Genomic DNA, 12,106 nt, shown 5'->3' with positions numbered 1-12,106 from the left:
AAGGACTTTGATGCAATTAGACCCAAGCATTTTTAGAGAATACGACATTAGGGGGATTTTCAACAAGAATTTAAACGAGCCTTGTGTGCGCCAAATCGGGCTAGAGCTGGGTAAAATCATGGCGCAAACCTGCCCCAAAGTGGCTTTAGGCTACGATGCCCGCACCCACTCGCCCACCTTATTTCAGTGGCTTAAAAGCGGGCTTGAAAACTTTGTAGAAGTTTATGATATGGGGCTTGTCCCCACGCCCGTAGCTTACTTTGCCACCTTTAATCCCATTGACAACACCCACACCCCCCACTCCATTATGATCACCGGCTCGCACAACCCCCCCGAATACAATGGCTTTAAGATCACTTTAGATCAAAAGCCCTTTTACGGGCAAGCCATTCAAGAGCTAAAAGAGCAAATGCTAAAAGCCCCCACACCCTACACCCAAAAATCCGCACCCACCCACACACTTAACGCCAAAGAGGCCTACCATGCCTATTTGATCAACGCCTTTGCACACCTACAAAACTTCCCCTATAAAATCGCTTTGGATTTTGGCAATGGAGTGGGGGCGATCGGTTTAGAGCCGGTGCTAAGGGCGTTAAATATCAAGTTTGATAGCCTTTATTCTACCCCCGATGGGACTTTCCCTAACCACCACCCCGACCCTAGTGAAGCCAAGAATTTAAAAGACTTGCAAGCGCACATGCAAGCGCATCAAATCCCTATCGGCATTGCCTTTGACGGGGACGCAGATCGAGTCGCCTTGCTAACAAGGGGGCGCATTTATGCAGGCGATGAGCTGGCGATTTTATTTGCCAAGAGCCTAGCCCAAAAAGGCATTAAGCCCCTAGTCATCGGCGAAGTCAAATGTTCGCAAGTCATGTACAACGCCATCAACGCAATCGGGCAAGCTATTATGTATAAAACGGGGCATAGCAATTTAAAGGTCAAGCTTAAAGAAACAAACGCCCACTTCGCCGCCGAGATGAGCGGGCATTTATTCTTCAACGACCGCTATTTTGGCTATGACGATGCGCTGTATGCGTGTTTGCGCCTCTTAGAGTTGTTTTTAGAGCAAGCCCCAAACACTTTAGAAGAGAGTTTAAAGAACTTACCCTACTCTTATAAAACCCCTGAGGAAAAAATCGCTGTCAAAGAAGAAGAGAAGTTTGAAATCATTGAAAGACTTAAAGAGAGTCTAAGGGGGCAATTACCGCAAAACTTCCCCCCCATTGTGGACTTGATAGACATTGATGGGATTAGAGTGGTCTTTAAAGATGGCTTTGCGCTTGTTAGGGCGAGCAACACCACGCCCATGCTCGTTACGCGTTTTGAAGGCAAGGATGAAGAGAGTGCACAAGCCTATAAGCAAGCAGTGTTAGGATTGCTTAACTATTGATGAAAGTTACAAATTCTAGGTGAACATACCCTCTTGGTTTGACTAAAAGCTTGGATCAAGAGCCACACCTCGACCTGCTCATAATCTAGGATCTGAAAAAAGCTTAAAAGAAGAAAGAACTTGTAGGGGATCTCACCCCCCCACGAGGGGGAGGGGCAAGCACAGCTTAGTCTTGGTTGTTGCTGTTATTGCTATTGTTGCTGTTATTGCTATTGTTGCGGTTGCTGCTGCTGCTGTTATTGCTGTTGTTGCTGTTCCTGCTGTTGTTGCTGTTGTTGCTCATAACATTCTCCTTCCAAAAATTTGAAAACCTTCCAGGTCAGGCTTTCGCCCAACCTTCGGTTCTCATACCGCAGACTATAGCAAAACTCTTGTTTACTTTGGTAAATGAAAGTTTTTAAAGACGCCCACTTAATGGGCTTAAAGTTCCCTAGCAAATGCTTCAAGTTTATTTTACATGGATTTTTAGGTCTAATCGGTGCTGATTTACCTAAAAATTTTTATCTTAAAGCCCCAACTCTAGGGCTAAATATTTGCCCGTGAAACTTCCCGTTTTAGCGTGGTTTTTAGCCAAGGTTGCAGGACTGCCTGTAGCGACAACTTGCCCCCCCCCAGAGCCTCCCTCAGGACCCATGTCAATGACATGGTCTGCGTTCTTAATGATGTCTAAATTGTGCTCGATGACAATCATAGAGTTGCCCAAAGCCACTAAAGAGTGCAAGACATTTAAGAGAAGTTGTATATCCTCAAAGTGCAGCCCCGTGGTGGGCTCGTCTAAGATATACAAAGTCTTGCCCGTGTCTTTGCGGCTCAGTTCTTTGGCTAATTTAATGCGCTGCGCCTCCCCTCCGCTTAAGGTCGTGGCGTTTTGTCCTAGCGTGATGTAACCTAGCCCCACGGCGTTTAAAGTCTGCAATTTGGCGGCGATTTTGGGGATTTTAGAGAAAAACTCTAGGGCTTCCTCCACGCTCATGTGCAAAATATCTGCAATGGACTTATCCTTGATTTTCACCGCTAGGGTTTGTTCGTTGTATTTGCTCCCCTTACAGCTGTCGCATTGCACTAGGACATCTGGTAAAAAGTGCATTTCAATTTTAATCTCCCCCTCCCCGTGGCACTTCTCGCACCGCCCCCCGCACATTGAAGCTAAAGCGACTTGCGCTATAGCCTAGCACTTTTGCATCCTTGCTTTGGGCAAAGAGTTCGCGGATGTCGTCCATCACCCCCGTGTAAGTGGCGGGGTTGCTTCGTGGGGTCTTGCCTATGGGGGCTTGGTCTAAGTAAATCACCTTGTCTAAATGCTCCAAGCCCTGCACAACCCCCACCCCCCGCTTTTTTGGCATGGTTTAACTTCTCTTGGGCGATGGGCAAGAGTGTTTGTAAAATCAAAGAGCTTTTACCGCTCCCACTCACCCCCGTAACACACACAAATTGTTTTAGCGGGATTTTCACCTGCAAGTTTTTAATGTTGTGGATATGTACATCCTTTAATTGCAAACAAGCCGGGTTTTTAGGCGGGGTTAACTTGGGTCTTGTGATGTTTTTCACCCCTTGCAAGTATAACGCCGTTGGGTGGGTGCTTTGCAAAAGTTTAGTCACACTGCCGCTAAAAACCACTTGTCCCCCGTGCTTGCCCGCTTTTGGACCAATATCCACGATGAAATCCGCTTGCTTGATCGTTTCTTTGTCATGCTCTACCACGATTAAAGTGTTGCCCTTTTGCTGTAAATTCTTTAAAGTGCGTATGAGTTTAGCGGTGTCCCTTTCGTGTAAGCCAATGCTTGGTTCGTCTAGCACATACAACACCCCCGTAAGCCCACTGCCAATTTGACTAGCGATCCTTATGCGTTGTGCCTCCCCCCCGCTAAGAGTCCTTGCGTCCCGCCCTAAAGTGAGATAACCCAAACCCACATCCACTAAGAAAAACACCCTCTCGTTGATCTCTTTTAAAATCGGGGCGGCGATGCGCTGTTCTTGCGGGCTTAAATAGGCGAAGTGGGCTTTGTCCTTAAAGAAGGCATGCACGGCGTTTATGGGCATGTCTATCAAGCTAGAGATGTTTAGCCCCGCCACTTGCACCGCCAAAGATTGCCGTTTTAGGCGGTAACCCTTGCAGCTGGTGCAGGGCTTTTCATACATGTATTGGCTCAAGTCCTTGCTGTCCTTAAAGAAGTCGTAAGCGATTTGGATGAGCCCCATCCACTGACGGCTAAGGCTTTGTTGTTTGTAGGTGAAGTGCACTTCTTTGCCATTGCCATAAAGTAGGGCTTCTTGTTGGTGGGGGTCTAGCTTGTCAAATAGGCTATTTGTGTCTAGCCCATTTGTGGCACAAAAGCCTTCAAACAAGGCGCAATAGTAGGCGTTGTGGTAGAAAATTTTTTTCATGTCGCCTATGGGGAGGTTAAAATCTAAGAGTTTTTGGATATCTAAACTCACCTTTGCCCCAAGCCCTGCGCACTCAGGGCAAGCCCCTTTGGGCGAGTTGAACGAAAAGCTCACGGGCTCTAGGGGCTCAAAGCTCACTTTACAAGCAAAGCACGCCAAATGCTCGCTGTAATGGCGACTTTTGTTCGTGTCTAAGTCCAACACCTCTACCCGCCCATAGCCCTCAGCCAAAGCCCGCTCTAGCGCACTTGAGAGCCTCGCTTGGTTTTGTGCGCTCACTTCAAGGCGATCGGCTACGGCTTTAATGCTGTGCTTTTTGTTCTTGGCAAGTTCCAAGGGCTCATCAAGGCGGGTTAAGACCCCGTCAATTTGCGCCCGCACAAAGCCCTTTTGGCGCAAGCCCTGCAAAATGTCGTTGAAGTGTCCTTTTTTATTATCCACTAGGGGGGCTAAAACCAACACCTTACGCCCCGCACACTCTTGCAAGACTTGGGCGATGATGTCGCTAGGCTGCATGGATGCAATGGGTGCGCCACACAAGTGGCAGTGTTGCCGCCCCACGCGGGCATAAAGCAAGCGCAAATAGTCGTAAATCTCTGTGGTCGTGCCCACCGTGGAACGGGGGTTTTTGGAAGTGGTTTTTTGATCGATCGCAATGGCAGGGATCAGCCCCTCGATTTTATCCACCGCCGGTTTGCCCACCTTGTCTAAAAACTGCCTCGCATAGCTAGAGAGCGACTCTAAGTAACGCCGTTGCCCCTCAGCATAGAGCGTGTCAAAGGCGAGCGTGGACTTGCCCGATCCGCTAAGCCCCGTAAAAACAATGAATTGATTTTTAGGGATTTCAAGGTCAATGTTTTTTAAATTATTCTCTTTGGCACCATAGATTTTAATGCTGTTTGGCAAATGCAACTCTTTTTTGGTAAGATAGCGGGCTATTATACTTAAATTTTATAGGGGGGCGTGCCATAAAAAATATAGAATTCTTGTTTTATGAGAGGAAACATGCTATGATTGTGGTCTATTTATATCTTTTTGTGATGAACTTTAAAGGATTGCGATGAGAAAGTTTTTACTAGGTGTCCCTCTAGCCCTCGGGGTTGTGGGGAGTTTGACAGCCGAAGAGAGTGGCACTTTCATTGGGGCGGGCTACCAAGTCGGGCAGGGCAGGATGAATACCAACCTGTATAACACAGTCGCCCCCAATGGCACATCATACCCTCCCGGTACGGGTCCAGATTACAAGAACTGGCAAGGCACAAATGTCAGTTGGCATGCTAAATACGCCAATGGGGCGATGAATGGCTTTGGGTTTTTAATCGGGCAGAAGTTTTTCTTTAAGCTCCCCCATGCCAAGACGAAGTGGCTAGGCGTGCGCTACTATGGCTTTTTAGACTACGGCTTTAGCGACTTGGGGCCACAATTAAGCCTCGTGGGCTATGACCAAAATGTCCGCTTGAGCATGGTCGCTTATGGGATTGGCGCGGACATCATGGGCAACTTCATTGATCGCAAAAACGCCAGCGTGGGCGTGTTTGGGGGCTTTGCCATCGGGGGCAACGCGTGGCAAGTCAATGCCGCCACCTTACACGCTTGGAAAGCTGCCCTTTTAGCCGCAGACCCCAGCGCTAACCTTTCAGGCTTGCCCCACCACGGCAACTTCAATGTGTGGTTGAACTTTGGCTTTAGGACCAACATTTACAAGCACAATGGTTTGGAGCTGGGCGTGAAATTGCCCATGTTGGTTAATCCTTTCTTCCCCTCTAAGAGTGCGAACACAGGGGGGTATTATTACAGCTTGAAACGCGATTACTCTGTGTATGTGCGCTACCTCTACACTTTCTAGGCTAGCTTAGGGGGTCTTTGTAAAATCTTAATTGAGGTGGTGAAAAGCACCCCCTCAAAGACCGCCGCCAACAAAAACGCATAATAAGTTTCCTCATTGATCGCCCCCACCCTTAGCCCCACGCTGGCGGTGGTTACGAGAAAAGTTAGGGGCATGGACGCGCTCATGGCAAACATGGCGGTGTTTTTCACGCTTTTTAACTCCCCTTTAAACACGACAAAACTGCTAAAAAAGTGCAGGCTTGCCATGCACGCCATAACTAGGGCGGCGTGGATGAGAAACTTCGGGTGGGTTAAAATCAAATGCAAGTCCAAAGTCGAGCCAACATGGATAAAAAACAAAGGGACAAAGAAGCCAAAGCCGATGTCGTTGAGCTTGTCAAACAACTCGTGCTTATGGGGGAAGAAGGTAGAAATGAGTGTGCCGGCTAAAAATGCCCCCAAAACCAACTCTAATTTGAGCCACGCCACAATCCCCACCAAAATAAAGAAAAGCATGAGCGCAAAGCGCATGTCTTGGTTCGCCTCGTTGCTTGGCATGATAAAAGCCTTTAGCCTAGGAAACCACCAAAACAACACCCTAAAAATACGCACCAAGCGCGCCATGATGAACAAGAAAACCAATAAAATCCCCAAAGTCTTAATCAAATCCGCCCCCAAGCCGTGTAAGTAAATCCCGTCCACGACCACAAGTAAAATAATGCTCGTGAGCTCACCCAAAACCCCGACTTTCAGCACCAAATTTAGCCACGGCTTGTCCTTGCCATAGTCGCGAACAAGAGTCATGATCATCCCCAAGCTCACAATGGGCAGGGCGATGATGTAAAGGGCGGGCAAGTGTGCACTTAGGGTAATGGTGCTCGCCATTGCATAGAGAATGCCAAAGTAACTTAGGATTTTCTTTAGTGTTTTGCGCTCCATTTGCTTAAAGACATACAAATCCACTTCCATGCCACACAAAAACATTAAGAATAAAAACCCCACCTCAGCCATCGTGCTGAAATTAGCGTTGGGTTTTAAAAGCCCAAAGTAAACTCCCAAAGTGCCTAGCAAAATCTCTAGCACCGCCACAGGCATTTTTAAAACCCGACTCACATAGGGGGCTAGAACGATCAAGGGGGTGATCGCCATTAAAATAAATAAATCATGCATGGCGCAACCCTAGTGCCCTTAGTGAGGCTTGGGGGTAAAGTTTATGCTCTAAAGCGTGCACCCTTTGGGTGTAACTCTCTAGGCTCTCTTGGGGCTTTAGGCTTAAACTCTCTTGTAAAATGAGCTTACCGTTATCTAGCTCATCGCTCACCCAATGCACGCTCACCCCTAGTCCGCTTTGGCTTGAAAAACTTCTTTTTAGGGCATTTGCCCCCTTGTGTTGGGGTAAAAAAGAAGGGTGTATATTGATCGCTTTGTAGTGGGCTAAAAATTTGGGGCTTAAAATTTTAAGATAGCCCGCACACAGCACCAAAACACAGCCCTTAAAGGCACTAATAAAGTTGTCTTCAGCCCCCACGATATAGGGCATGTTAAGGTTTTCACAGCGTTTAATCCCCCCTGCCTTTGGGTTATTTGTAGCGCAAAGGACAATCTCTAGCCTTATTTCTTTGTCTTGTTGCCAATAGACTTTTTGGTGCAACTTCTCTATGAGATTTTGCATGTTTGAGCCCTCACCACTAAATAAAATGCCTAATCTTAAAGAGTGCATGGCGGGCATGTTAGCATGTTTTCTTAAGGGGGCAAAAACCCTTTTTGCGCTATAATGGGGGTTTATCTTACAATTGGAGTTTTAATGGCGTCTACAAAACACACTTTCCAAACCGAAATTAACCAGCTTTTGGATTTAATGATCCACTCTCTTTATTCCAATAAAGAGATTTTTTTAAGGGAGCTCATCTCAAATGCCTCCGATGCCCTCGACAAATTGAGCTACATGGTGATCAGCGATGAGGCGCATAAGTCTTTAGAGTTTCACCCCCAAATCAATTTGAGTTTTGATGAAAAAGCCAAGAGTCTCACGATCGCCGATAATGGCATTGGCATGAGCGAAGAAGAGCTGATCTCAAACTTAGGCACGATCGCCAAATCAGGCACAAAGAGCTTTTTAGCTAATTTGAGCGGGGATCAAAAGAAAGACAGCGCGCTTATCGGGCAGTTTGGCGTGGGCTTTTACTCTAGCTTTATGGTTGCTCATAAAGTCGTGGTGCAAAGCAAAAAAGCCCTAAGCGAACAAGCCTTTGCGTGGGTGAGCGATGGCAAGGGCTCTTATGAAATCAGCCCTTGCGTCAAAGAAGGCTTTGGCACAGAAATCACGCTGTATCTCAAAGACGAGGAGGCACAATTTGCCAACCGCTGGGAGATCGAGCACATTGTAAAAAAATACTCCGAGCACATCCCCTTTCCCATTTTCTTAAGCTACACTGAAACCAAAAGCGAGGGCGAGGGCGGAAACAAGAAAGAAGTTACAGAGGACAAATGCACCCAAATCAACAGCGCAAAAGCCCTTTGGCGCATGCCTAAAAATGAACTCAAAGACGAGGACTACAAAGAGTTTTACAAAAGTTTTGCGCACGACAACAGCGCACCGCTGGCGTGGATACACAACAAAGCCGAAGGGGTGTTAGAATACAACACGCTTTTTTATATCCCAAGCACCGCCCCCTTTGACTTATTTAGAGTGGATTACCAATCAGGCGTGAAACTCTATGTTAAACGGGTATTCATCACCGACAACGACAAAGAGTTGTTGCCCCAATATTTGCGCTTTGTGCGTGGGATCATTGACAGCGAGGATTTGCCCTTGAATGTGAGCCGTGAGATTTTGCAACAAAATAAAATCTTAGCTAACATCAAAAGCGCATCCACTAAAAAAATCCTAGCCGAGATTGAAAAATTAAGCCAAGACACAGAAACTTACAAGAAGTTCTACGCTCAGTTTGGGCGGGTGTTGAAAGAGGGCTTGCACAGCGACTTTGAGAATAAAGACAAGATTTTAGACTTGCTACGCTTTGCCAGCAGTAAGGGCGAAGAGTCGCTATCGCTCAAAGCCTACAAGGCCAGCATGCCAAGCGGACAAAAAAGCATTTATTACATGGTCGGCGAGAGTTTAGACCTACTCAAAGCCTCCCCACTCCTAGAAAAATACACCCAAAAGGGCTTTGATGTGCTCTTAATGGGCGATGAAGTGGATGCCTTTGTCATGCCCGGGGTTACCGAATACGACAAAACTCCTTTCAAAGACGCAGCCAGTGCTGAAACCTTAAAAGAATTAGGACTAGCTGAAATCAGCGAGACAGAGAAAGAGGAGTTTAAGGGAGTGATAGAGGCGTTTAAAGAAGCCTTAAAAGATGAGGTGAAAGAAGTCGCCTTGTCTAAAGATTTGCACTCAGCGGTCGCGCTTGTGGGCGATGCACAAAACGCCATGATGGCAAATTTAATGCGCCAAATGGGCCAAAGTGTGCAAGAACAGCCCAAGACTTTAGAACTCAATATCGGACACGCCATCATCCAAAAGCTTAAGGGCGTGGAAGATCACGCCTTACTCACCGATGTGGCGCACTTGCTGTTTGACAGCGCAAAGCTCTTAGAAAATGGGGCGTTAAAAAACGCTAAAGCCTTTAATGACCGCTTAAGTGCCACGATTTTGCGCGCCTTTTGATGCGCCTTATCCCCTTGCTTTTGTGCTTGCCCTTGCTAGGCGAACCTTTGTATATCGCCAGCGACCTAGGCAACAAAGAGGGGTTTTTAGACTTTTTAAGTTTGGCATTTTACGAGGGGGCGGGGGTTAAGGTCGTTTGGCAACCTTTAAAGAAAGTCAAACACTTGTGCCAAGTGCAAGCCTTATTGATCTCTAAAAATGCACTCGATGCCCGCCGTTTGCAAAACAAAAAACCCGTTGCGCTTTTTAAAGAAAGTTTTATCCTCTTGGGGGCTAAAGAGCTGTCGCCGTTTTTTGCGGATAAGAGCCCTAAAGCGGTGTTGCAAGAATTGGCTAGACCCGCCTTTACCACCCGCCTAAAAATCATGCGCAACCTTATAACCCCCTATAAGCCAAATGATTTAATCTTAATGAGCGAAAGGCTTTATTTGCAAAAGCCCCCGCCTTTAAGCGTGCTGTTTAAGCCTCTAAACATGCACTATTTTTGGCTAAACCCATGCAACGCTAAGAGTGCACAAGGGCTATTAGAGTGGCTAAAAAGCCATAAAGACATTTTTACGGATTTTCGCATCAACTACCAAAGCATTTTCACCCCCATAGAGGACGACACATATGGCGATTGAACTGATTGTTTTAGATTTTGGGAGTCAATACACCCAGCTTATCGCTAGGCGTTTACGCGAAGTGGGCGTTTATACCGAGATTTACCCCTACTTCACCCCCACTAAGGATTTATTAGCAAAAAACCCAAAGGGGATCATTTTAAGCGGAGGACCCGCAAGCGTCTACGACAAAGACGCTTATAGATGTGCTCCCGAGCTTTTTGAAACCAACTTGCCCATGTTGGGTATTTGCTATGGCATGCAACTTTTAGTGGATAGCTTTGGTGGGCAAGTTAGGGCGGCACATCGCCAAGAATTTGGCAAGGCGCATCTAGAGCTTTTAGAAAAACACCCCCTATTAGAGGGCGTGGATAATTTAAGCGTGGTGTGGATGAGCCACGCCGACCGCGTGGAAAGCCTACCGCCTAACTTCAAAGCCCTAGCTAAGAGCGCAAACACCCCCTTTTGCGCCATAGCGCACACCACAAAGCCCCTTTTTGGCTTGCAATTCCACCCGGAGGTGGTGCACAGCGTGCAAGGGACACAGATTTTAAAAAACTTTGCGCTTAAGATCTGTGGGTGCAAAGCCACTTGGGACATGCAAACCTTTGCTAGCCAAGAGATTGCAAAGATAAAAGAAAAGGTGGGCACAGATAGGATTTTATGCGCTGTGAGTGGGGGCGTGGATTCGAGCGTGGTCGCTAGCTTGTGCTATAAAGCGGTGGGGGCGCAAACGGAAGCTGTGTTTGTGGATCACGGGCTCTTGCGCTTGGGTGAAAAAGAGCAGGTCGTTAAAATGTTTACCGACTTAAAAATCCCCTTGCATGTGGTCGATGCGTCTAGCTTGTTTTTAGAGAGGCTAAGGGGCGTGAGTGAGCCCGAAGAAAAGCGTAAAATCATCGGCATGGCTTTCATCGAGGTTTTTGAAAAGAAAGCTAAAGAGCTAGAGAAGAGGGGCAAGATCAAATATTTAGCACAAGGCACGCTTTACCCCGATGTGATTGAATCGGTGAGCGTGAAAGGCCCTTCTAAGGTGATTAAGTCCCACCACAATGTGGGGGGTCTGCCCGAAAAAATGGATTTTGTGCTGTTAGAGCCTCTAAGGGAGTTGTTTAAAGACGAAGTTAGGGCTTTGGGCGCACAGCTAGGGTTGCCCCAAGACATGCTAAAACGCCACCCCTTTCCGGGCCCCGGATTAGCGATCCGCATTTTAGGGGCTATCGGTTATGATAGTTTAGAGCTCGTGCGCCTAGCAGATCAAATTTTTATCCAAGCTCTGCACGATGCCAAACTTTACCATTCAGTGTGGCAAGCCTTTTGCGTGCTTTTAAATGTGTGCTCTGTAGGGGTGATGGGCGATAACCGCACCTACGACAACACTTTAGCCTTGCGGGCGGTGTGTGCCAGCGATGGCATGAGCGCACACTTTGCACCCCTACCTTTTGAGTTTTTAGAGAGCGTAGCAAACAAAATCATTAACGAAGTGAAGGGGATCAACCGGGTTGTCTACGACATCACTTCTAAGCCCCCGGGGACAATTGAGTGGGAGTAGCCCTAAAGGGGGTGTATGGCTTGAGCGATGAGAGCCTAACCCCCTATGATCAATTGCCAAACATGCTAGAGTGTGCTATTCAAGGTGGAATTACCCTCTTTCAGCTTAGGGATAAAACCCATAGCGATACAGAATTACTAAATCTAGCCAAAGATTTAGCCAAGCTGTGCGCAAGGCATGGTGTGGGCTTTATTGTGAATGATCGCCTAGAGTTGGCTTTGCAATGTGGGGCTTTTGGTTTGCACTTGGGGCAAGAGGACACACCCCTAGAAGAAGCCCGCAAACACTTTAAGGGGGTGATCGGGATTTCGTGCTATGGGGATTTAACTAGGGCAAAACAGGCGCAAGACTTAGGGGCTGATTATATCGCCTTTGGGGCGTGCTTTAATTCGCCCACTAAACCTAAAGCCTCCACAATTTCTAAAGAAGTCTTTACACAAGCTAGGGCGTGCTTGAAGTTGCCCCTTTGTGCCATAGGAGGACTGACACCAACTAATTTAGCCACTCTCCCCCCCCTTGATATGGCAGCGGTGATCTCTAGTTTGTGGGTGGGCGATATAGCCCAAAACGCTAGAGTCTTAAAGGAAATTTTCAATGCGCAGTCCTAGACCCCAACGCACCTACAATTGGAGGTTGAGATTTCACCTTGCACCCCTACCAGGATTTAACCTGCTAGA

The 12,106-nt window shown here is 47.2% G+C and carries 9 protein-coding genes and 1 pseudogene; 7 read left to right on the top strand and 3 right to left on the bottom strand.

Annotation, left to right across the window (positions count from 1 at the left end; genetic code table 11):
* Nucleotides 1-10 precede the first annotated feature (10 nt).
* Together K6J74_RS01670 and K6J74_RS08360 are read left to right on the top strand one after the other, a co-directional pair.
* A complete protein-coding gene (locus K6J74_RS01670; protein WP_221272191.1) occupies nucleotides 11-1,393 on the top strand; it encodes a phosphomannomutase/phosphoglucomutase in 1,383 nt (460 codons plus the stop codon).
* A 172-nt stretch (nucleotides 1,394-1,565) separates the two neighbouring features.
* The gene (locus K6J74_RS08360) at nucleotides 1,566-1,700 is read left to right on the top strand and encodes a hypothetical protein (RefSeq protein WP_260321638.1); all 135 of its coding nucleotides are present in this window, start codon (nucleotides 1,566-1,568) and stop codon (nucleotides 1,698-1,700) included.
* Nucleotides 1,701-1,898: 198 nt separating this feature from the next.
* On the opposite strand, the pseudogene uvrA reads toward K6J74_RS08360, so the two are convergent.
* Nucleotides 1,899-4,684 (bottom strand): annotated as a pseudogene (uvrA, locus tag K6J74_RS01665) (excinuclease ABC subunit UvrA).
* A 154-nt stretch (nucleotides 4,685-4,838) separates the two neighbouring features.
* On the opposite strand from uvrA, the gene K6J74_RS01660 reads away from it, so the two are divergent.
* Entirely contained in the window at nucleotides 4,839-5,624 is a 786-nt protein-coding gene (locus tag K6J74_RS01660) for an outer membrane protein (RefSeq protein WP_221272190.1), read from the top strand.
* Here the strand turns inward: K6J74_RS01660 and K6J74_RS01655 are convergent.
* Nucleotides 5,621-6,775 carry a cation:proton antiporter gene (locus K6J74_RS01655; protein WP_221272189.1) on the bottom strand — a complete coding sequence of 385 codons (1,155 nt, stop codon included), beginning with the start codon at nucleotides 6,773-6,775 and terminating at the stop codon, nucleotides 5,621-5,623. The genes K6J74_RS01660 and K6J74_RS01655 overlap by 4 nt on opposite strands.
* Nucleotides 6,768-7,277 (bottom strand): formyltransferase family protein, encoded by a 510-nt coding sequence (locus tag K6J74_RS01650; protein ID WP_260321637.1) that lies wholly within the window; start codon nucleotides 7,275-7,277, stop codon nucleotides 6,768-6,770. The genes K6J74_RS01655 and K6J74_RS01650 overlap by 8 nt, the downstream gene beginning before the upstream one ends.
* A gap of 132 nt (nucleotides 7,278-7,409) precedes the next feature.
* Between K6J74_RS01650 and htpG the strand changes: the two genes are divergently transcribed.
* Genes htpG through thiE form a run of 4 tightly spaced genes read left to right on the top strand, consistent with a single transcriptional unit; the run spans nucleotide 7,410 to nucleotide 12,037 of the window.
* Nucleotides 7,410-9,275: a molecular chaperone HtpG gene (htpG, locus tag K6J74_RS01645; RefSeq protein ID WP_221272187.1), complete on the top strand. Its 1,866-nt coding sequence runs from the start codon at nucleotides 7,410-7,412 to the stop codon at nucleotides 9,273-9,275.
* Nucleotides 9,275-9,898, top strand: coding sequence for a hypothetical protein (locus K6J74_RS01640; protein ID WP_221272186.1), 624 nt, complete (start codon nucleotides 9,275-9,277; stop codon nucleotides 9,896-9,898). Before htpG ends, K6J74_RS01640 begins: the two co-directional genes overlap by 1 nt.
* The gene (guaA, locus tag K6J74_RS01635) at nucleotides 9,888-11,429 is read left to right on the top strand and encodes a glutamine-hydrolyzing GMP synthase (protein ID WP_221272185.1); all 1,542 of its coding nucleotides are present in this window, start codon (nucleotides 9,888-9,890) and stop codon (nucleotides 11,427-11,429) included. The genes K6J74_RS01640 and guaA overlap by 11 nt, the downstream gene beginning before the upstream one ends.
* Nucleotides 11,420-12,037 (top strand): thiamine phosphate synthase, encoded by a 618-nt coding sequence (gene thiE, locus K6J74_RS01630; RefSeq protein WP_221272184.1) that lies wholly within the window; start codon nucleotides 11,420-11,422, stop codon nucleotides 12,035-12,037. The genes guaA and thiE overlap by 10 nt, the downstream gene beginning before the upstream one ends.
* Nucleotides 12,038-12,106: the final 69 nt, after the last annotated feature.

The sequence above is a fragment of the Helicobacter sp. NHP19-012 genome (genome assembly GCF_019703325.1).
Taxonomy (GTDB): domain Bacteria; phylum Campylobacterota; class Campylobacteria; order Campylobacterales; family Helicobacteraceae; genus Helicobacter; species Helicobacter gastrofelis.
The sequence above is the reverse complement of the archived record's forward strand: the minus strand, read 5'-3'. Positions and strand labels throughout refer to the sequence as shown.